We start from the raw sequence: 22,402 nt of genomic DNA, 5'->3' as shown, positions 1-22,402 counted from the left end.
GCAGTTTAATTAACCACCTTAGACACCTAAGAGCATATAATTCATTAAATAATCCTTTAGGCGTTCACACTATAAAGAACATGTAAGTTTATGTGGTTCTTAAATGTCTTATATGGTCAAAAAAATAACAATAAATATCAGTTGTTTACATAAACGTAATTATAAGGCACGAAGCAACCCTAATGCTTTAGTATAGCGACCGTTGTAAGATTGCTTCGTACCTAGCAATGACGGTTAATCTAAAAATGTCATCATAAATAACGACTAATCGTCATCATCTTTTTTCTTTTTCTCCAAAATCACGAAAGCACTTCGCTTTGGCGCTGGCATTACCGATTGTTCTCCTTTAACCGATTTCCACACCACTTCGTTTAAATCTAAATCGGGTGCTGAATCTTCTTTGGCAAAGTTGAACAGTTCAGAGCGTTTGCTGCTCTCATTCACCGCTACATTCCTCGTATCCAAATCAATAAGCGGTTGAATCACTTTATAAGGCGTAAAATCTGGTTTAGCGGTAAAACATTCATATAAGGGCATGGCAGCAGCATCGTACTGACTCATTGGTGGCAAACCTAAAATAAGCTCCATTGTCCTTAAAAATCCAGAAGTAGAATACATCGTATGAACAGGTGTATTCCGCTTAACATAAGGTCCAACCACATATGCCGGCGAACGGTGCGCATCAACATGATCTGGTCCATTCTGTGCGTCATCTTCCAAAATAAACACAACCGATTCTTTCCAGATTTTACTGTGCGATAAATGTTCCAAAATTCTGCCAACGGCTAAATCGTTATCTGCAACTGCAGCCTGTGGTGAGTATTTCCCTTTCTTTTGTCCGCTGGTATGGTCGTTAGATATTCTTAAAGTATTAAACTGCGGTACAACACCTGCAACCAATAACGAATCGAAATCGTGTTGCCAGGCATCCACCCGCACCTGATCTTTAATGTCCATATCAAAACCTGGCGACGCAGCACACATGTGGCCTTGCAGCGATTTAATATTCGCTTTGCCATAATCGCCAAACTCGCCATAACTGCGGTAGCTTACGCCTGCCCGCTGACAGTAATCCCAGATAAAACCTCCTTTTGGATAGGTAACTGGTCGACCTCCTTCAAAAGATGTGCTGCCACCGCGTGCGCCATAACTGGTAGGCCAGGTCTTTTCTACTACATCAGTGGCGTAAGCGGCCATACTCCAGTTGTGTCCATCGGCACTTACTTCTGCATCCACATAAAAATTATCAAGCAGCACATAATTCTCAGCAAAAGCATGCTGGTTAGGGGTAATTTTTCTTCCAAATAGCGTTAAGGTAGAATCGCCGTTTCCTTTTGCAACATCGCCAAGTACCTGGTCGTAGGTCCTGTTTTCTTTAATAATATAAAAAACGTGTTTAATTGGCGATTTTTCGCCCTGTTTTCTTGGAATTGGATTTCCGGCTTCACCATCGGCAGTAACCGTGCGTTTATCAGTAAATGGAGTATTGGCATAAACCTGTTTGGTGTATATTTTTAATTGCTCCGGTTTTGGTACATCTATAAAAGATAATGTTCCTTTAAACAATCCTGCTATATATTGCAGCCGGCTATTGGCGGTACTTCCCATCTGGTAACCACTGTTATCTACCTTAGAAATGGGTTGCGGCCCCTGTGGATTGGCCATAGAGGTATTACCTTTTCCGTTGGTCACCAAAATTTTCGAGCCCAATACTTTAACACTTGTTGGGTACCAGCCTACCGGGATAAAACCCTGACTCTGGCTTATACCTGGCTTGCTCACATCAAAAACAGCCAAACAGTTGTTATCGGCATTGGCGATGTACAAGGTTTTCTCATTGGCACTTAAAGCCAAACCGTTGGTGGTAGAGCCCGTTAACTGAGTAGCATAAAGTGTAGTGGCAATGGTTTCGATTACCTTATTATTCAAAGTATTAATGACCGAAACAGTATTATCATTTGCATTGGCCACAAACAATGTATTCCCTTTTTTATTAAGTAAAAGTTCGTTTGGATGATCGCCTACAGGGATGAGCCTTTCGATGTTTTCAGCAGCCAGATCGATAACCGCAACCGATTTCCCGCCCCAAAGTGAAACATAAAGCTTACTTTCATCTGCAGCTAAAACACAGCTGTAGGCAATTGCAGGGAGCTGGATTTTTTTCAGGATCTGCTTTTCTACAGGATTGATAATGTATAAACTGCTGTCCTCTTTGGTTACCGTATATAATTTACTGTTGTTTTTGTTTACAACAATCCCCGCCGGACTGATTTTTCCTTTTGGCCAAACCGGGCCAAGTTTAATCGTATCACTTTTGGCGAGTTTACCGTTCTGAATATTAAAATCCAGAATCCAGTTGTCGTTACCTCCTGAAGCATAAAGGTGTTTTTCATCTTTACTAAAGGCAATGCCATACCACGATTTGCTTAGCACTTTTTCATCAATAATCTTTTCTGTTCTGGCATCAAGCAGTTGCAACGACTGCGTGCTTTGTCCGTTGTTTGTAATGGCAAGATATTTACCCGAAGCACTCAATTGCATATTCAAAGGCAAATCGCCCAGTTGCAGCGAATGCCCCGCCGGACTCAGCTTCCATCCATTGGGCAATAAAATCTGTTGAGTGCTTTCGTTTTTGCCTGGCCTTTGTGCAAATCCATTCTGGATAAAAAAGGAACACAGCAGTAATAATAAATATGATTTTTTCATTTTTCTTAAATTGAAGGTAGTAGCACTAGCGATGAAGATTAAAATTAACCAGGGCCCTGATGGTGTAACCATTACCAGATGCTACCGAACCGATTTCGCGGATGGCCTCTGATGGAATAGCCTGACTATGGGTTGCGTAAAAAACAGGTCCGCCAGAAATAGAGAACGAAAGTTTTGAATGGTTCGGCTCCAGATTGATTGATGGCCCGATCATTACCTTTGCACCACCTTCTGCCTCGTCTTTTTCCCAAAAACCTTCTAAATCCTGCCCTAACGCTTCGAATCCAAGATATAACACGCTGGAAACACGGTGCTGATACCCGAAACTGCTGATAAAATCAAGCTTATCTCTGCTTTTATCAAAAGCTTTTTCGAAACGAAGGTTACCCGCCATTCTCCAGTTTGTCTGATCAAACGAAGCAGTAATCCGGCTTATCGCCGAACCCGTGTTAGACCAGTCTCTGCTTAGACCTAAACCTGCACCTAACCTAAAGCCTGCAATGCCTTTACCTCCCACCAAATCTCTGATTACTTCAGCCTGTTCGGCAGAGGTTACACCTCCTGAATTGGCAAAACCAATTGCTGCTGTTGCATATAAGGTGAACCTGCTTCCCAAATACCCTTTAACACCAAACTGCTGCCCTAAGCCATCATAACCGAATTGCCCATTTGTTCTTTCACCATAACTCCCCGAATAATGGACATTCCAACGTGGATTTTCTGCCGTTAAGGTATTCAGCGAAAACAGAAAGGGCTGAGCGGCATCAGTTCCTATTTTAATTTCAGGTGTGGTCTCATTTATTTTCTGTGCGGCACAATTTAAAACGGCACCCGCCAAAATAAGCATCAAAAATGTCTTTTTCATTTAATGGATATTTTAAAATTTTGTTTCGTTTAGTAATGGCGATCCGCTTGCATTTACCTGATAAGTTTGGATCTTATCATTTTCGTCAACCTCTACAATCCGGTAACCTTTGTAAGCCGTGCCCCAGTTTCCGCCTATGTGTGCATCAAAAAAATGAGGCAATTTATCGGTATAAAAAACAGCATCAAGACTGTGGTCGTGCCCATGGAATACTGCTTTTACATTAGCATAGCTATGCAGCAGTTTAATGGTGTCCGGACAATCTACAAATGGACTTTCCGGCACCCAAAAATGTGGTGGAATATGCAATACCACAAAAACAGTTTTCAGGTTTTTAAATTTGTCTAGTTCCTGTTTTAAAAAATCGTTATTGGGGCACAAATAAGTTCCTTTGGTATCAGAAGTATTGGCCAGAACAAAACCCACCCCATTTTTCTCGAAAGAAAAATTATCCTCGTAACCAAAAACCGATTGCCAAATTTTGGTGTCCGCGTGATCGTGATTACCTGGAATGGCGTAAAAAGGAACTTTAAGTTTATCGTAATAATCCTTTTTAACTTCGGGCAACAAATCAGGACGATCATGTACCAGATCGCCATTGATGATGACAAAGTTCAGCGGATTTTTATCATGTGCTTCGTTCAGCCACCTTACAATATTCTCATGGTTTAGTTTATATTCGGTACCCGGCTGGCCATAGTGACCATCTGATGCAATGGCAAAACGCAATTTGGGTGCTTTACCAGATTTAGCAGAAACAGGATGTTGTTCATCGGCAAATGATGATAAAACCGGCGAAATACTGGCCACAACCGCAGCAGCCAGACTATTTTTCAGAAAAAACCGTCTGTTAGACATAAGGATAAAATATGTTTTGTATTAAAGCCCAATATTAGGGTGACCAAGCTTCTTAAACATAAATTTCATGTTATCATTAGGTTAACAGAACCTTATCTGTGTATCAATTTTATAACAGAAAAAGACCGGAAACAGCTATGCAAGGCATAATGTTAATCCGATAAAACAATTTACCGCTTGCAGGGATTATTCTATTATGAAAGTACTTAAATCCTTACTCGCTGGCTTTGCAGGTGCTGCAGCCTTGAATATATTGCATGAAAGCGTTAGGCGGCTTGATCCTGATGCACCCAGGATTGATCTTTTAGGCAAACAAGCCTTATCCAAATCGATGAACCGTTTAAACCTTAAAGCTCCTGTCGGAAACAATCTTTATCTGGCCACCCTGGCAGGTGACATCATAAGCAACGGTTTATATTATAGTGCTATTGGTGCTGGAGACAGCAAAAACATTTATTTGAAAGGGGCAATCGCCGGTGTTACCGCTGGTTTGGGCGCAATAAACATCCCTGATCAAATTGGATTAGATGATACTCCTGTCACTAAAACGGATAAAACCAAAATACTAACAGTAGCCTGGTATGTAATCGGTGGACTGGTAACGGCAGCGGTTTTTAACCGCTTAAAAAAGGCTTAGCGCAATGAAAACTTACCGATCCTTGTGGTGGCTTTTTTCCATTGCTTTTGCAACAGTCATACTTTCCTGCAAAACAGGATCTGTTAATCTGTTTAAGGCCGCTACTCCACATGAGCAATATCAAAAAAAGTTAGTGAATGTTGGCCTGGATAAAACGGCAATCGGTGCAGCATGGTTAAATGCCGCTGCTACGAGTACACAAAAAGCATTAAACATTAATATCCCTTATAAAGAAAACGGTTATTTTGCTGCGGATAAAGTTCCGGCTACTGCTTATAAATTTAAGGCAACCAAAGGACAAAAACTGAATATTAAGCTAAACAAAACACCTTCGGGTACTGCCTTGATTTATATTGACGTTTGGTATAGCACAGATCAAACCCAAAAACTTATTGCCTCTGCCGATACTTTAAATAATCCGATTGTTTTCGATATTGATGAAACAGGCACCTATCTGATCAGGCTGCAACCAGAACTGTTGCAGAATGTATCATATGAATTGGAAATTACCGCTGGCCCATCTCTTGCTTTTCCTGTTAAATCAAAAAACACCAACAGTATAAAAAGCTATTGGGGAGATGGCAGGGATAATGATGCGAGAAAACATGAAGGTGTAGACATTTTCGGCAATTTCAGAATGCCTGTTCTGGCAATTTCGGAAGGAACGGTAACACGGGTAAACGAAAACAACCTGGGTGGAAAAGTGGTCTGGATGCGCCCGAAAGGTAAAGATTATACATTATATTATGCCCATTTAGATAAACAGATAGCGGTAGAAGGACAGGAAGTAAAAATTGGTGATACTTTGGGGCTTATGGGAAACACCGGCAATGCCCGTACTACGCCTACGCATTTACATTTTGGTATTTATACCTTCAATGGTGCGGTAAATCCACTTCCATTTATTGATCCTGTAACCAAAACTCCAGCTGCCGTTACCGCTTCGAGCAGTAAGTTAAATAAAACCTTAAGAACCCTATCTGTCGTTAAAATGTTTTCTTCACCACAAGGTAAAGCAACTGTTTTGGCTACACTTAACAAAGGAACAATTGTACAGGCAAATGCTGCGACAGGAAATTATTACAAGGCAGAACTGCCAGATGGAAGCACTGGTTTCATTCAAAGCAACAGCCTTGTAGAAATTGCTGAGCCTTTAAAAAAGCTTAAAATAAATTTACTTCAGCAAAATGTATACGATAAACCCGATAGTTTAGCAGCGGTTAAAACAACTTTAAAAGAAGGACAAACCGTAAACCTTCTAGGTACTTTTGGCAACTACCAACTCATCGCTAATGCCGGTAAAGAAATTGGCTGGATTATTATTCCCCGGTCTATGTTCCCACAGAACGAAAAACAATAGTTTGGCAATAAAAAATTGATTAAAAAGACTTAAAAACAAAAGGTCTGTGGAGACACAGACCTTGGATTATATTATTCCCCAGTCTGTATCCTCACAGAACGGAAAATATAGTTTCATTATGAAAAAATTCGTTAAAATGGCAAAAACAAAAGGCCTGTGTTTCCACAGGCCTTGAATTAGATTTATAGAATAACGATTACCTGTTTGACAACCAGATAGGCCGCCAATGCGAACAAAAATATCGCTATAGATTTATTGATAATCAAACTGCTTAGTGCAAATTTTTCCTGAATATACGTTGCAAAATGAGCATATACATAAAGGGCCAAAGACGAGCCTACACCCGAACCTAAGCTAAATATCACCAGTGAAAGGTAATCGGTTTGGATCCATTGGTGTAAAATTACGTAATTGCCAAAAAACAACCAGAATGGAATCTGAACAGGGTTTAAAACGCCCAGAATTAATCCGTATAAAACACTTCCACTGCGTTTATCCTCTTTTTTATTGCTCGTTTTAGGTACTTTCTTTCGGTTTCTCCAGGTAATGGTGCCCATTACCAGAAACATTACAATCATAAAGCAATCAACCAGGGTACTTAACCGAACTTCGCTTACCGCCTCATTTGGATTGATATCGCTCATGGCCCATCTCGCAAAACGCATCATCCCGAAAGTGAAAAACACTTCTACACAGGAGAAGGATAGAATAAAATACCAAACCTGGCGCATCCCCTTGTTAATGGCCAGCTGCGCAACAGTAAGATTGATGTTGCCCGGGGGAATATACCCCATGGCATTGAGAGCGATGCCGATGAAAAACGTTAGAAAAAGCATTGCCGAAATTATGGATTTAAATTTAAATGCGTAGCCAAATATTTTCCGGTATACGAATTTTCTACTTTAACCAGTTCTTCAGGCAGTCCTTCAAATACCACATTACCACCGCCATCGCCTCCTTCAGGACCAATATCGATTACCCAGTCGGCACATTTAATCATATCCATATTGTGTTCGATAACCAAAATGGTATTCCCTTGCTCAATAAGTGTATTTAATGCTTTCAATAATTTTTTAATATCGTGGAAGTGCAAACCAGTGGTTGGCTCATCAAAAATAAATACCGTTTTATTGGCATTATTGCCCTTAATCAGGAAAGAAGCAAGCTTGATCCGCTGCGCCTCACCACCAGATAAGGTATTTGATGATTGACCCAAATGCACATAACCTAAACCCACATCAACCAAAGGATTTAATTTATTCAGTATTTTCTGTTCATCCTTAAAGAAATCAACCGCTTCATCGATGGTCATGTCCAAAATCTCCGAAACATTTTTCTCTTTATAAGTGATATCTAACACCTGTTGTTTAAATCGTTTGCCGTTGCAAGCCTCACAAGGCAGATAAATATCAGCCATAAACTGCATTTCGATCTTTACTTCACCTTCACCCTGACAAACATCACAACGGCCACCTTCTACGTTAAACGAGAAAGCAGCAGGTTTCAGTCCGGCCGCCTTTGCAGCTGGCAAGCCTGAAAAAAGTGCGCGGATATCATCCCAGGCTTTTACATAAGTAACCGGATTTGAACGGCTGGAACGGCCAATCGGGTTCTGATCAACCATTTCTACGGCACTTACCAGATCGTAATTACCGAAAATACCATCGTAAGCTCCTGTTAGTTCACCAGCATAATTCCCGATAGCTTTTTGTAAAGCGGGGTATAAAATCTTTTTAACCAAACTGGTTTTACCCGATCCCGAAACACCACTTACTGCAGTAAAAACACCCAGCGGGAACTTCACATCAACATTCTGAAGATTGTTTTCTCTTGCTCCTTTAATCAGGATATGATCTTTCCACTTACGGCGTTTATCCGGAATGGCAATTTTTTCTATGCCAGAAAGATAACGGCCGGTTAAACTATTTTTATCTTTTAAAATCTCTTCGTAATTACCGCTGAAAACCAGGTTACCTCCATGTGTACCGGCTTCAGGACCAATATCAATAATGTAATCGGCCGCGCGCATCATTTCTTCTTCGTGCTCAACCACAATAACCGTATTGCCCACATTACGCAGCGAAATCAATACTTCAATCAGTTTATTCGTATCCCGTGGATGCAAACCGATGCTCGGCTCGTCTAAAACGTAAATAGACCCCACCAAACTACTTCCCAATGAAGTTGCCAGGTTAATCCTTTGCGATTCACCTCCTGATAAAGTATTTGATAAACGGTTTAAGGTAAGATAACCCAAACCAACATTATTTAAATACAGAAAACGGTTATCAATCTCTGCGAGCAAACGTTTGGCAATTTTGGCGTCGTTCACACTCAATTTTAACCCATTAAAGAAAACCAGCGCTTTCGATAACGGCATCAGTACCACATCGATAATTGACTTTTCAGCAATTTTAACGTACGATGCATCTTTACGCAAACGCGAGCCTTTACAATCAGGACAGGTGGTTTTTCCACGGTAGCGTGATAACATTACCCGGTACTGGATTTTATAAGTCTGCTCTTCCAGTTCCTTGAAAAAAGCATCCAGACCAGCAAAATATTTATTGCCTGTCCAAAGCAATTGCTGCTCTTTTTCAGTAAGCGCGCTATAGGAACGGTGAATAGGAAAATCGAATTTCGGAGCTGCTTTAATAAAGTTTTGCAACCAAACGTTCATTTTTTCGCCACGCCATGGAGCAATGGCATTATCGTAAACACTTTTGCTCTTATCCGGAATAACCAGATCTTCATCAATCCCGATTACGTTTCCATAACCTTCGCAACGTTTACAGGCACCATAAGGGTTGTTGAAAGAGAAAAAGTTTGGTGTAGGTTCTTCGAATTTTATTCCATCCAGTTCAAAACGATCGCTAAAATGTTTCGTTTTATCCTGGGCTTCTACATAACAATCGCCTTTACCTTCAAAAAAAGCGGTCTGTGCAGAATCGGCCAGTCTGCTTAATGTTTCTTCTTCCTGGTTGGTTACAATCCGATCGATCAGGATTTGAACAGTTTTATCATCTGTAAGCTCCGCATCTTTAAAATCAGCATCATCTAAAACCGCTTCTATCTTTTCTATTTTATCATTAATCAGGACACGTAAGAATCCTTTCTGTAATAAAATAGCCAGTTCTTCCTTAATCGTACGGTTGTTATGCGGATATAACGGACAAAAAATAGTGACCGTTGTATCTTCAGGCATCGCATTTACATAATCTACCACCGTGCTCACCGAGTCCTTTTTTACTTCTTTGCCTGAAACAGGCGAAATGGTTTTCCCTATCCGCGAGAAAAGCAGTTTCAGGTAATCGTAAATTTCAGTTGAGGTACCAACGGTAGAACGTGGGTTGGAAGTAATCACCTTTTGTTCGATGGCAATTGCCGGAGCAATACCTTTAATATAATCAACATCGGGTTTATTCATCCTACCCATAAACTGACGGGCGTACGATGATAAACTTTCAACATATCGGCGTTGTCCCTCTGCATATAAAGTATCAAATGCAAGCGAGGATTTCCCCGAACCAGACATACCCGTTACCACCACAAGTTTATTTTTTGGAATGGCAACATCAATGTTTTTTAGGTTGTGCACACGGGCACCTTTTATGATAATATTTTTATGCGGATCTTTTTCGGCCTCTTTTTTGCTCATGTATGGTAACGAATATAAATGTATAACCCCAGAATGTGGTTAGGGTTTTAAGAAGATACAAAAATAGGGTACTAAGACGGTTAATTTATTTTTTAACATTTTATTTTTTGTTTTTTGATAAAAAAATAACTTTCTTTGAACATTAACAACCTCAAAACCAAACTAACACATTTCAAAAAACATAGGAGAGCAGCTATAGAAATTAAACATTTACTAATTAATTTTTAGCAAATAGTACGGGATTTAGTGTAGGTAAACCTATGAATTTACAATCATATAATGATCAGGACCTGGTAAAGGTATATATTACCGGGAACGAGAATGGATTGCAGGAACTTTTAAGAAGACATAAAAGCAAAATTTATACCTCTATATACTTATTGGTGAAAGACCAATATCTAGCAGAGGATATTTTTCAGGATGCTTTTATAAAGGTAATCAATACCCTGCGATCGGGAAGATATAACGAAGAAGGTAAGTTTTTACCTTGGGTAATGCGCATTGCACATAACCTGGTTATCGATTACTTCCGAAAAGAAAAGAGAACACCCATCATCACCAGTGCTGATGGAATGGATGTATTCAATATGCTACAGTTTTATGATGAGAGCGCAGAAGATAAAATGCTTCGCGATCAAACCCATAAAGATTTAAAAGCAATGATCCATTTATTACCTGATGAACAGAAAGAGGTGCTCCTTATGCGGCATTACGCAGATTTAAGCTTTAAAGAGATCGCAGATTTAACTGATGTCAGCATTAATACAGCCTTAGGCCGCATGCGCTATGCCCTTAGTAATTTGCGTAAAATGCTTAAAACAAAAGAGATGACCTACAAAGGGTAGTAAAAAAGTTACATAGTTTTTTTGAAGACTTGAAATAAAGCATCTGAACTATCGTTAAGTTTATAAAACTTATCACATTTAGTTGCTTATGACAAAAACCTCTACCTCACAAAACAATGTAAATTCACCTACACCCAATATGTTTCAGCCTAGAACTGATATTGAATCGGACGCAGAAATCGACTTATTTTATGATCAAATAAAAGGTAAGTTAGATAGACTGGCTAAAGATCCTAAAGATGAAACCATCAGCAAGATTTTAGCTTACAGCAGGTCTTTATAAAATTTACACTGGTTAAAAAGGTTGTTCCACAGGGTGGGGCAACCTTTTTTTTGTGTATGGAAAATGGAAGAGGTAAGATGGGTGATCGTTCATTGGTTCACTAGCCATTGGTTCATTTGTTATTGCAAACTTGCTAGGTTATGGGTTAATAGTTCATTGGCGAACGGAATAAGCGATGGAGCATAAACTATTTGGCTATCAACCATGAACCATCTGACTATAAGCCCTGAACAATTCAAAGAAACAATCTGGCAATGAACTATCGCCTATCAACCATGAACCATCTGACTATAAGCCATAAACAATTCAACCATGAAGCAATCTAGCAATGAACTATCGTCTATCAACCATCCTCCATCCCACATCTTCCATCCTCCTATAAATGTCCTAATTTTTACAATCTCCTTCCATAAAAAGCCATACCTTTGCATAGTGTAATTTTAACACTAAGGGCGCTATGAACAAGAACTTACTTCCACTCACTTTAGGTGGTTTAGGCATTGGGATCACTGAATTTGTAATGATGGGCCTGCTGCCTGATATTTCAAAAGATTTAGCAGTAACCATTCCACAGGCCGGGCATTTAATCTCCGCTTATGCATTGGGCGTAGTAATCGGTGCACCTTTATTAATTATGATTGCAGGCAAATATCCACCAAAAAAGATATTGATCGCTTTGATGGTTATGTTTACCGTTTTTAACGCTTTCTCTGCTTTTGCCCCAACTTTTAATACTTTATTTATCGCCAGGTTGCTTTCGGGTTTACCTCACGGTGCATTTTTCGGTGTAGGCTCAGTAGTAGCCAGCAGAATTGCAGAGAAAGGGAAAGCCGCACAAGCCGTATCGTTAATGTTTATGGGTTTAACCATTGCCAATATTGTAGGCGTACCATTGGGCACCTATATTGGACACAATTTCTCCTGGCGCATATCTTTTGCCGTGGTGGTATTTGTAGGTTTGGTAACCTTATTAAGTTTAAAATTATGGTTACCCGCTTTAGAAGCGACAAAAAACCGCGATTTAAAAGCCGAATTAAGTTTCTTCAAAAAAAGAGAAGCATGGATCATCATTTTCATGATCTCTATCGGAACAGGCGGGTTATTTACCTGGTACAGTTATATCGCTCCGTTAATGACAGATGTTGCAGGCTTTTCGTCCAATGCTGTAACTTATATATTAATGCTGGCGGGTTTAGGCATGATGTTCGGCAATTACATTGGCGGACGTTTGGCAGATAAATTTTCCCCGGCAAAAGCATCAGCAGCATTGCTGCTTACCATGGTGGTAACCCTAACCATTGTGCACTTTGTGTCTGCAAGTCAGCCGCTGGCCTTAATCATGACTTTTATTACCGGTGCGGTCGCTTTTTCATTGGCGGCCCCTATACAGATGTTGATGATCCAGAGTGCCAAAGGCTCCGAAATGCTGGCAGCTTCGGCAAGTCAGGCAAGTTTTAATATTGGTAATGCTTTAGGCGCATTCTTTGGCGGACTTCCGTTAGTGTATGGCTACGATTATACCTCGCCAGCCTATGTTGGTGCTGCGATGGCTTTGGTTGGTGCGTTTTTTGCCTTCTGGCTGATTAAGAGCAATCAAGGTGTAACTGAAAAGGTTAAAGTACCAGTTACTTCTTTTCATTAATTTTGAATGAGAGGATTACAGAATGAGTGATTGACTGAATGATTGAATGAGTGGATAAGAAAATACAAGTCATTCTCTCATTCAAAACTCAATTAATTTCACTCATTCAAAACGCTGCCTCCCCCATTCTCTTCAACAGCTTTAAATGAGATTTTATTCCCCCAAAATAACTGGTGCAATTAGGCGTTATGCCACTTTCGTTTAACATTTCGTACAATATTTTACTGATCTGCGGATAATACACATGATGATAGTGCGGAAATAAATGATGGGCAATATGGTTATTAAAACCGCCTAAAATAAAGTTTGCCGTTTTACTGAATGGATGCATGTCGTTTGAACTCCTGATCTGGTTCATTAACCAGGAGGCATTAATATAACCCCGCGCATCAGCTTTCGGATATTGTGTTTCCTCTACATGGTGGGTCATAAAAAAGGTAAACAACAAGAATAACGACTGACTTAAATGCATCATTAAAAAACCAGTTAGCACCACATACCAGGGCTGGATTGCAAATATCATAGGCAATACAAGCAACAAACTGATATAGATAAATTTTTGGAACACAAACGACAGGTAATACCTCATGTTCTTTTTAGCGCCATAACCATCGTCACTAAATAGAATCACAAAATCTTTAATAAAAATCCAGAACAGCGAATAGGTTGTATAAGCTAATGGTGCATACAGGTGTTGGTACGCATGAAACCAATAATGTTTGCTACCCGGCACCACGCGGATCAATTTCGATATTTTAAGGTCAGAATCGTAATCCTCTACATTTGGCGCATAATGATGAGAATTAACATGGCGCAGTTTCCAAGCCTCAGCATGCGCCCCAACCAATGTATAAATAGCTACAAAGCAAATGTGGTTAAGTCGCTTGTTTTTAAAGATGGTATTGTGCGAAAAGTCGTGTGAAAAGTTAAAAGCAAAGAGCAGCGAGATAAAACCATAGATCACAAAACAGCCCACAAAACCAATCGGGTTAGCGATATGGTACAAAGCTAAATAGGTCAACAAGGTGAGCAAGAAATACACCACGAATTTAAGTACGATGATCCGCATAAATGCAGATTTATCAGCTACCACTTCTTCGCTAACGCGTTTGTATATCGCTTTTAGCAACTGACTATCAGCCGCCACATGAATATGTTTATCCTTCATATCGCATCGGGATTAAGTTTTCACTTTTACCCATCATTTTCAAAAACCTGAAATGAGAGGCCAGCGATTCGCCATAAGACATTTCCATATAAGTAAGCCTGTGTTTTTTAGCCAGCGCTTTAAAAATTGGAATAATCTCAACGTAGTGTACATGGCATACATTAGGGAGCAGGTGGTGTACCGCATGTGCATTAAAGCCGCCAAGTGTCCAGTTTAAAAACTTGCTTTCTGCATGATAATCTATTGAGGTAAGCAACTGCAGCTTTGGCCAACTCATATTCAATTTATGATCCTGATCAGGCACCGGGTGCGATACATAATCTGACAAGTGTGCGACACCTAACACCGATACAAACAACAGGGATATGATAAAATGATTTAACAAAAAAGCAAGTAAAACCGTTTGCCAGCTGAAAGACAACAGATAAACAGGCAAAACGATCATATAACCGATATATAAGAGTTTATATATCACCAGCTTTACAGCTTCAGTTCGGGGAATCTCCACTTTAATGGTGCGGCTCGATAAATTGAACAGCATCAATATTTCCCTGAAAAAGAACCAGTTAATGGAATAGAACAGGTAAAGAAACGGTGCATAAATAAACTGATACCGATGGAACCATAACAAAGGCTGAGATTCAGTCATCCTGAATAATGGATTATTCAGCACATCGATATCACTGCCTTCTATATTGGTATATAAATGGTGCGATTCGTTATGGTTTTTGCCCCATACATAGGCGTTGTTCCCTTGTAGGTTAAAACTCAGCGAAAACAGTATCCGGTTCCAGAATTTACTCTTTACTGCTACACCATGGGCCGCATCATGCGAAACATTAAAAGCAGTTAACAAAACAGAAAGTCCCATCAGCAGGTAAAAAGCATAAAATGCAAATACCGAATGACTGGTAATCATTAAGGTATAAAACAGGATGTCCAAACCGAAGTAAAGGAAAATCTTGAAAAACATTTTTGTGTTCCCGGTTTTCTGTAGCCCCTTATCAATAAAATACTGTTCGATCTGCTCATTCAATTCTTTATAGAATTCGGAGCCTTCATCTTTTATAAATTTTAATTTGTTCATAACAGTGCGTTTTAATTTTAACCAAATCTAAAGCATAATACAAACTGCAATAAATCTTAAAGATTACAACAACATCAATAATTATTGTTTAAGGAAAATAAACAACACATATAAAGTTTATAAATTATATTTTGCAATTTAATCTTTTGCAATAATCCATTTGATTATTAAAAAACAGTATATTCAATTAAAAAATTAATCTTTATGGATAATCAGCAAGCACTATTTTTTCAAGCCATCAAAGCTGTATTGCCCGAATACCAGAACCTGGCATTGAGTGTAGCAGAAGAGTTAGGGATAAGCACCAATGAGGCCTATAAGAAAATCAGGGGCGACAGCAACCTTACTTTTCAGCAAATCATTAAGCTTTCTGATTGCTTTGATGTCCCATTTCTTTACAACCCGAAACAATCGCTATCTGTTACGTTTAGCTATTTAAGTGTAAATGAAGATTTAGATATGATTGGCTATCTCCAGAATTTATTGGACAATATAAAAGCCATTAAAAACAGCAATAAAAAACATATTACCATCACCACTGATGATATTCCTTTATTTCATTTTTTCAAGTACCCGGAACTCACCAGCTTTAAACTTTTCTTTTGGGCAAATAGCACCAACAACATTGGAATACCTTTTAGTTCGTCCTATATATCCGACGAAATTATTAAAATTTCGCAGGAGCTGCACGCTGCCTACCTGGAAATACCAAGCACAGAAATATGGTCAAAAGATACGGTAACCGGCACACTCGAACAGATCAGGTATGCATTCGAAGCTGGCCATCTTACTGATAATGAACTGGCTGTAAAAATTGTAGAACAGGTAAGATATTGCCTAACCGATATGAATATGTATGCCATTAGCAGCAAAAAAACCATCGACCCCGACCATACCTTTAATTGGTATAGTTGTGATGTGCTGGGGAGCATTGCATACCTGGTTGATTTTAAAGACCGTATGACCTGTTACAATAGGTTTAATACTTTTAATTATTTAAAAACCGAAGACCAGTCTTACTGCAAGCAAACCAAACAATGGATGCAGGGGCTGATTATGAAATCAGTTTCTTTTAGCGGCCAGGGAGAAAAACACCGCAATAAATATCTGTATAATGCCTTTGCCGAATGCGACAAGTTGCTGAGGGAGATGGGTTAGCCCTTTAGTTTGAAGTCCTTAACCTTGAGTCGATTGATCAGTCTTGCGTTTCGAATCTGGCCTTTGACGACAGTTACCGATTCTCCGGGTAAAGATCCTTTGAATACGCTATCAATAACAGATTTAAAAAATCGCCGTCATTTCGACTGAAGCGCAGCGAAATGGAGAAATGACGGCCGTTGTATACCTGTCATCAACCCACCTCTTCCATCTTCCATCCTACCTCTTCCATCTTCCATCCTACCTCTTCCATATCTATTTAGCACATTACATTTTCCATCTTTAACCTATATTTGCACATGCTTAAAAAAGAACGCTACAAACTTTTTGTAGAACATTTTTCGGCCAAGCAGCCTGATGCAGAAACCGAGTTACATTATAATAATCCTTACCAGCTTTTAGTTGCGGTAATTCTGTCTGCACAATGTACCGACAAGAGGGTGAATATGGTAACCCCTGCACTTTTTCAGCGCTTTCCCAATGCCAGGGCTTTGGCTGAAGCTACACCCGATATCGTTTTCGATTACATCAGAAGCATCAGTTACCCCAACAATAAAGCAAAACACCTGGTGGGCATGGCTAATATTCTGGTTAATGAATTTAACGATGTAGTGCCTTCAGGGATTGACGATTTACAGAAAATGCCTGGCGTGGGCCGCAAAACCGCCAATGTAATTGCCTCAGTAATTTACAATGCACCGGCCATGGCGGTTGATACCCACGTTTTCCGTGTAGCCAACCGTTTGGGATTAACCAATGGTAAAACACCATTGGCAGTTGAAAAGGATTTAGTAAAAAACCTTCCCGAACACGATATTCATATTGCACATCACTGGCTCATTTTGCACGGACGTTACGTTTGCGTAGCCAGAAATCCCAAATGTGATGTTTGTGAAATTACCTACATGTGCAGGTACTTCGAACGTTTAACCGCCCAAAACGAAAGAGACAAATTAAAAGCTTAAAAATATTTTCACTTTACTATTGACATTAGTCAGAAAACATTTAACTTAGCTAAATATTTTAGTATTATAAATATCAACATTTAAGCATATTAGCCGATAATCAATTATATTTACGCAATCAATGAAAAAAGAAATGAGCACTGCAAATCCAGATAAATTAAAAGCCCTACAACTTACTTTAGATAAGTTAGAGAAATCATACGGTAAAGGTACCATTATGAAACTTGGCGATACTGCCATTGAACCAATAGATTTTATTTCTACCGGATCAATCAGTTTAGATATTGCTCTAGGTATTGGCGGAATTCCAAAAGGCCGTGTAATTGAAATTTACGGACCAGAATCTTCTGGTAAAACAACTTTAGCTACACACATTATTGCCGAAGCACAGAAAAAAGGTGGTATTGCTGCTTTTATCGATGCAGAGCATGCTTTCGATCAGTTCTATGCAAAGAAACTAGGCGTAGATACGGATAACCTTTTAATCTCTCAACCAGATAATGGTGAGCAGGCACTAGAAATTGCCGATAACTTAATCCGTTCGGGCGCTATTGATGTAATTGTAATTGACTCTGTTGCAGCTTTGGTTCCAAAAAGTGAAATTGAAGGCGAAATGGGTGACAGTAAAATGGGTTTACACGCCCGTTTAATGAGTCAGGCCTTGCGTAAATTAACCGGAACAATTTCTAAAACCGGATGTTGCTGTATTTTCATTAACCAGTTACGTGATAAAATTGGTGTAATGTTCGGTAACCCTGAAACCACAACCGGTGGTAATGCATTGAAATTTTATGCATCGGTACGTTTAGATATCCGTCGTATTTCACAAATCAAAGATTCAGACGAAGTTTCTGGTAACCGCGTTAAAGTAAAAATCGTTAAAAATAAAGTGGCTCCACCTTTCCGTATCGCAGAATTTGATGTAATGTTTGGTGAAGGTATTTCTAAAAACGGAGAAATTGTTGATTTAGGTGTTGACTTTGGCATCATTAAAAAGGCAGGATCCTGGTACTCTTACGGAGACACTAAACTTGGTCAGGGTAGAGATGCTGTAAAACAATTGTTAAGCGACAACCCTGAACTTGCAGAAGAGCTGGAAATTAAAATTAAAGCCGAAGTAACAGGCGAAAAATTGGCTGAGAAATAGAAATTACGACATATTCATTTACAAAAAAAGCGTCCCGATGTAAAAATCGGGACGCTTTTTCTATTTTAGATCTGGTTAATAACTTACCGAGATACCAAAGTTTACCGAAGTACCCCTCCCTTTTGAATAAAAGCCCGGTTGCATAAACCATTGTGCCCTTGCCGGGAAATAATCCTGGTTAAATATATTGTCTACACCTAAGGTAAGTTTCGTGTTCTTCTTCACCTGATAAATTCCTGCAAAGCTGAATAAATGATACGCTTTTACCGCACCCTCATTTCCATTATATATGCCGTTCGCATTTTTCTCAAACCTGTTGCGCGAGTTGATACCGGTATAGTTTAGTGTTAAATCCAACACCTTTAATGGACTATAGGTTACTGAAGCAGTAACTTTTGGCGCCGAAATACGGCGTCCATTGAGATACAAGTCGCCAGCATCGTTAAACTTTCCATTTTTATCGATATCACGCTTGCCTTCTGTATAACTGTAACTTGCAGCTAAACCCAGCTGATCAAACAAATGGTAATCGGCCGCCAATTCAAAACCATAAATTTTTTCAGGGTTCCTGGCGGTATTAAATAAACCTGTAGCAGGGTCATAAACCACTTCAATGCCTAACTTAGACGTACTGATATAACCCGACGCAGAAAATGTTAATCCGGCAATTTTACTCTCAAAGCCAGCCTCATAATTATTAACCTTTACCGCATCCGTATTGATCTTATCAATGCTGTTTACTTTGGCATCACGTAATGCCAGCCCAATATCCATTACGGAAAAACCCTGAGAGAAACTTACAAAAGGACTAAAAACGTTAAATTGATTATACCTTAAACCCGCATTAAAAAGATAAGTGCTGTATTTTAAATCACCTCCGGTTACATCAAAAGATGGCGTAATGGTAGCATTGTTTGCTCCCGTAGTTCTCAAAGTCCGGTAATCATCAACTGCTATATTTACATTTTCATAGCGCAAACCAGTTTTAAACACAAGCTTACTTAAGATATTAAAATCTGCCTGCGCAAAAGGTGCAATATTGGTCATATCCATTGTTGGTACCCATACCCTCCCATCAACCAGCGGCTGTGCGGTTTTATCTTTCATGAAATCTGCACCATAAGCCAGATTCATGTTCAAAAAGTCGAGGTTCAATATTGGTGTTTCCAAAAACAAACGCGCTCCTTTTTTATCATTTTTGGCGAGCGATTGTCCATCGCCCCCATCAAAGCGACCTAAAGAAACATAAAAAACATCTTTACGGGTTTCGTAATAAACATCCGCGTTCAAACTCGAATTAAGAAAAGTACTGTCAATCTTGTACGATAGATTTAAATTGTGGTTATAATCAACCCCGGTTGGGATACCAAGCGGTTTTCCTAAAACACCGGTTGCTTTCTGACCAGTTGCCAGATTACCGTTTACCAAAGTAAAATTACTGTTCTGCAAACTGCTGTATGTATTGTAGGTAAGCTGAATACGTTGATTTTTTGCCGGTACGTAACCTAACTTGGCAAAAGCATTATAACTATCGGTTTCACCTAAACTGTAGTTTGGCCCTACCACATCGCCCTTTGCATCTTTATATTCGCCGGTTTGCTCATACATTCCACTTAACACGTAATCAAATTTACCCAGTTTTCCATAGAACATTTGGTTAATCCTACCCCCTTCAGAGTTTTTAACTTTAACCAGCGATCCGTTTAAATTGAACTGGGTTTTACCGCCAAATCTTGCTGCAGTATCCGGAACCATGGTGATGTAATTCACTAAACCTCCGGCAGCACCATTACCATAAATGGCAGTGGCCCCTTTCACCACTTCTATACGCTCAAGTACTGAAGGGTCAATCGACCTTAAATCTACTTCTGCATTTCTTAATGGCGAAGATTGCGAAACACCATCTATCATCACCAGCATTGGGCGGCCCCTTAAGTTTTGCCCTACATTATTCCCGGTTTGTGCTGTAGGCGCAAAACCAGGCACCTGATTGGCCAGTATAGTACTTAAATCTGGTGTGATAGCCATCTCTTTCTCCAGTTTTTTCTTATTTACAATACTAACTGAAGAGGTAATATTTTTAATGTTTTCAGGCTTTCTCGAAGTAGAAATTAACACATCATCCAGCGTATTGGCTACTGGTTCCAATACAAAATTAATAATTGTATCGGCCTTTACACCCGCAATTTGCTGCGTAAATGACTTATATCCAACAGCGTTTACCTGAATATTAAACGGAACACCGCTTTTGATATATAATGTATAATAACCTTTGCTATCTGCCTGGATTTTCTGACCTGGTAAAGAAATGGTGGAGTATGGAACCTCACTTCTTTGATCCTTTATATGTCCTTCGATCTTCACGTTTTGGGCATGCCCCAAAAGGAGATTACATATCAATATGGTAACGATTAGTATAGTTTTTTTCATCTATCTTTAACTTTCGGCAAAGATAGAAAATATACACTAATAAGAATAGGTCTAAATAAGAATTAGAACACCTTAATTAATTCTGGCTGAAAACTGTGTCGAAATCTTTGGTTACATAAACAATTACCAAAAGTGCGGCAATAATCAGAGCACCTAAAATAATCACGCCCCAGCTTCCTTTTAGTTTGTTTTTGTCATTCCTGATTAACCAATATAAAATACCGATTAGCGGTATCGCACAAACAATCCAAAATATTAACGATGCTCCAGTCATATATATAAATTCAATTTAAACAATTCTTGTTGCCAGTTTTCAATTGGCGGTTACAGTTTTTTGCCACGGAAGCACAGAAACACGGAGGTACATTGCGTTAATGAACAGGCCTTGCGCCTGGAGTTGGGCGTTCAGCGTCTATTAACCGATTTAAACAATTAACCATGTCCAGTTAACAGTTTGCAATTTACACTTTGCAATATCGCAATGAACAATTCAACAATCAAACAATTGAACAAATGACTAATGAACCAATGACCAATGAACCAGCATTAAAACTCCATCCGCGCCATTGGCGAAACATCCTGCCCTACAAAATCCTGTTTCAGGTACTTTTGGTACCCTGCAATGGCAATCATGCCTGCATTATCAGTGCAATACTGAAACGCCGGTATGTAGATGTTCCAGCCCAATTCACCGGCTGTTTGTTGCAGGCCATTTCTTAAACCAGAGTTTGCCGAAACACCACCTGCAATAGCAATTTCTTTAATTCCGTATTGTTTTGCCGCTTTCTTTAATTTGTTCAGCAAAATTTGCACAATGCTATGCTGAACCGATGCACAAATATCATCTAAATTTTCGGCAATAAAGTTAGGGTTCTCTTTTTCCTGCTTCCTGATAAAATACAGAATAGAAGTTTTAAAACCACTAAAACTAAAATTCAGGTCGGAGATTTGGGGTTCTGCAAATTTAAACGCCAAAGGATTTCCATGCTGTGCATGTTTATCAATCAGTGGTCCGCCAGGATAAGGCAAGGCCAGTAACTTAGCCGTTTTATCAAAAGCTTCACCAGCAGCATCATCCAATGTTTCGCCCACAATTTCCATATCAAAGTAATCTTTTACCAGCACGATTTGTGTGTGTCCACCCGAAACGGTTAAACAGATAAAAGGGAAAACCGGCTTTGGATCATCAATAAAATGCGCTAAAATATGCGCATGCATATGATTGACAGAAATTAAAGGTATATTTAAAGCTAATGCAAAAGATTTTGCGAAAGAAACACCGACCAATAAAGATCCTAAAAGACCTGGGCCTCGTGTAAAAGCTACCGCATTAATGTCCTGTTTTGTAACTTTAGCGTTAATTAAAGCTTGTTGCACGGCAGGCACAATATTTTGTTGATGTACCCTTGAAGCTAATTCAGGTATAACACCACCATAATTTTGATGAATTGTTTGGTTTGCAATAACATTGGCAGTAATTTTGCCGTTGTTACAAATAGCAACGGATGTATCATCGCAAGAAGACTCAATAGCAAGTATAACAGACAAATTATTAATATTTAAGCTGCAAAATTATTAAAAAACTATTTAAAA

General features: G+C 39.2%; 18 protein-coding genes. 8 read left to right on the top strand and 10 right to left on the bottom strand.

Annotated features, from left to right (window positions below; all coding sequences use genetic code 11):
- Positions 1-264: 264 nt before the first annotated feature.
- Genes IM793_RS18960 through IM793_RS18950 form a run of 3 tightly spaced genes read right to left on the bottom strand, consistent with a single transcriptional unit; the run spans position 265 to position 4,429 of the window.
- Entirely contained in the window at positions 265-2,706 is a 2,442-nt protein-coding gene (locus IM793_RS18960; protein WP_193424082.1) for a bifunctional YncE family protein/alkaline phosphatase family protein, read from the bottom strand.
- A gap of 25 nt (positions 2,707-2,731) precedes the next feature.
- A complete protein-coding gene (locus tag IM793_RS18955) occupies positions 2,732-3,571 on the bottom strand; it encodes a hypothetical protein (RefSeq protein ID WP_193424080.1) in 840 nt (279 codons plus the stop codon).
- Positions 3,572-3,583: 12 nt separating this feature from the next.
- Positions 3,584-4,429 carry a metallophosphoesterase gene (locus IM793_RS18950; protein ID WP_193424078.1) on the bottom strand — a complete coding sequence of 282 codons (846 nt, stop codon included), beginning with the start codon at positions 4,427-4,429 and terminating at the stop codon, positions 3,584-3,586.
- 196 nt (positions 4,430-4,625) lie between these two features.
- Between IM793_RS18950 and IM793_RS18945 the strand changes: the two genes are divergently transcribed.
- Positions 4,626-5,066, top strand: coding sequence for a hypothetical protein (locus tag IM793_RS18945; protein ID WP_193424076.1), 441 nt, complete (start codon positions 4,626-4,628; stop codon positions 5,064-5,066).
- Positions 5,067-5,070: 4 nt separating this feature from the next.
- Entirely contained in the window at positions 5,071-6,426 is a 1,356-nt protein-coding gene (locus IM793_RS18940; protein WP_193424074.1) for a M23 family metallopeptidase, read from the top strand.
- 182 nt (positions 6,427-6,608) lie between these two features.
- Here the strand turns inward: IM793_RS18940 and IM793_RS18935 are convergent, their stop codons facing one another.
- Complete coding sequence (locus IM793_RS18935; protein WP_193424072.1) at positions 6,609-7,262, bottom strand: LysE family transporter; 654 nt, start codon at positions 7,260-7,262, stop codon at positions 6,609-6,611.
- Positions 7,263-7,270: 8 nt separating this feature from the next.
- A complete protein-coding gene (gene uvrA, locus IM793_RS18930) occupies positions 7,271-10,084 on the bottom strand; it encodes an excinuclease ABC subunit UvrA (RefSeq protein WP_193424070.1) in 2,814 nt (937 codons plus the stop codon).
- Positions 10,085-10,344: 260 nt separating this feature from the next.
- Between uvrA and IM793_RS18925 the strand changes: the two genes are divergently transcribed.
- The 3 genes from IM793_RS18925 (at position 10,345) to IM793_RS18915 (ending at position 12,854) form a co-directional block, all read left to right on the top strand.
- On the top strand, positions 10,345-10,929 hold the full coding sequence (locus tag IM793_RS18925) for an RNA polymerase sigma factor (RefSeq protein WP_132403189.1): 585 nt from the start codon (positions 10,345-10,347) through the stop codon (positions 10,927-10,929).
- Between the two features lie 88 nt (positions 10,930-11,017).
- Complete coding sequence (locus tag IM793_RS18920; protein WP_121282089.1) at positions 11,018-11,212, top strand: hypothetical protein; 195 nt, start codon at positions 11,018-11,020, stop codon at positions 11,210-11,212.
- Positions 11,213-11,669: 457 nt separating this feature from the next.
- Positions 11,670-12,854, top strand: coding sequence for an MFS transporter (locus IM793_RS18915; protein WP_193424068.1), 1,185 nt, complete (start codon positions 11,670-11,672; stop codon positions 12,852-12,854).
- A 106-nt stretch (positions 12,855-12,960) separates the two neighbouring features.
- On the opposite strand, the gene IM793_RS18910 is transcribed toward IM793_RS18915, so the two are convergent.
- Together IM793_RS18910 and IM793_RS18905 are read right to left on the bottom strand one after the other, a co-directional pair.
- Complete coding sequence (locus tag IM793_RS18910; protein ID WP_193424066.1) at positions 12,961-14,022, bottom strand: fatty acid desaturase; 1,062 nt, start codon at positions 14,020-14,022, stop codon at positions 12,961-12,963.
- Positions 14,012-15,109, bottom strand: coding sequence for an acyl-CoA desaturase (locus IM793_RS18905; protein WP_193424064.1), 1,098 nt, complete (start codon positions 15,107-15,109; stop codon positions 14,012-14,014). The genes IM793_RS18910 and IM793_RS18905 overlap by 11 nt, the downstream gene beginning before the upstream one ends.
- 204 nt (positions 15,110-15,313) lie before the next feature.
- Between IM793_RS18905 and IM793_RS18900 the strand changes: the two genes are divergently transcribed.
- From IM793_RS18900 to recA, 3 genes are all read left to right on the top strand, one after another.
- Entirely contained in the window at positions 15,314-16,267 is a 954-nt protein-coding gene (locus IM793_RS18900) for a hypothetical protein (protein ID WP_193424062.1), read from the top strand.
- Between the two features lie 299 nt (positions 16,268-16,566).
- Positions 16,567-17,232: an endonuclease III gene (nth, locus tag IM793_RS18895; RefSeq protein WP_132403171.1), complete on the top strand. Its 666-nt coding sequence runs from the start codon at positions 16,567-16,569 to the stop codon at positions 17,230-17,232.
- Between the two features lie 133 nt (positions 17,233-17,365).
- Entirely contained in the window at positions 17,366-18,379 is a 1,014-nt protein-coding gene (gene recA / locus IM793_RS18890; RefSeq protein WP_132403300.1) for a recombinase RecA, read from the top strand.
- Between the two features lie 75 nt (positions 18,380-18,454).
- On the opposite strand, the gene IM793_RS18885 is transcribed toward recA, so the two are convergent.
- The 3 genes from IM793_RS18885 to tsaD form a co-directional block, all read right to left on the bottom strand.
- On the bottom strand, positions 18,455-20,809 hold the full coding sequence (locus tag IM793_RS18885) for a TonB-dependent receptor (protein ID WP_193424060.1): 2,355 nt from the start codon (positions 20,807-20,809) through the stop codon (positions 18,455-18,457).
- Positions 20,810-20,885: 76 nt separating this feature from the next.
- Positions 20,886-21,083: a hypothetical protein gene (locus tag IM793_RS18880; protein ID WP_193424058.1), complete on the bottom strand. Its 198-nt coding sequence runs from the start codon at positions 21,081-21,083 to the stop codon at positions 20,886-20,888.
- A gap of 272 nt (positions 21,084-21,355) precedes the next feature.
- Positions 21,356-22,357 (bottom strand): tRNA (adenosine(37)-N6)-threonylcarbamoyltransferase complex transferase subunit TsaD, encoded by a 1,002-nt coding sequence (gene tsaD, locus IM793_RS18875; RefSeq protein ID WP_193424056.1) that lies wholly within the window; start codon positions 22,355-22,357, stop codon positions 21,356-21,358.
- Between the last annotated feature and the right edge of the window lie 45 nt (positions 22,358-22,402).

Origin of the sequence: Pedobacter sp. MR2016-19 (assembly GCF_014947265.1) — a bacterium.
Taxonomy (GTDB): Bacteria; Bacteroidota; Bacteroidia; order Sphingobacteriales; family Sphingobacteriaceae; genus Pedobacter.
The sequence above is the reverse complement of the archived record's forward strand: the minus strand, read 5'-3'. Positions and strand labels throughout refer to the sequence as shown.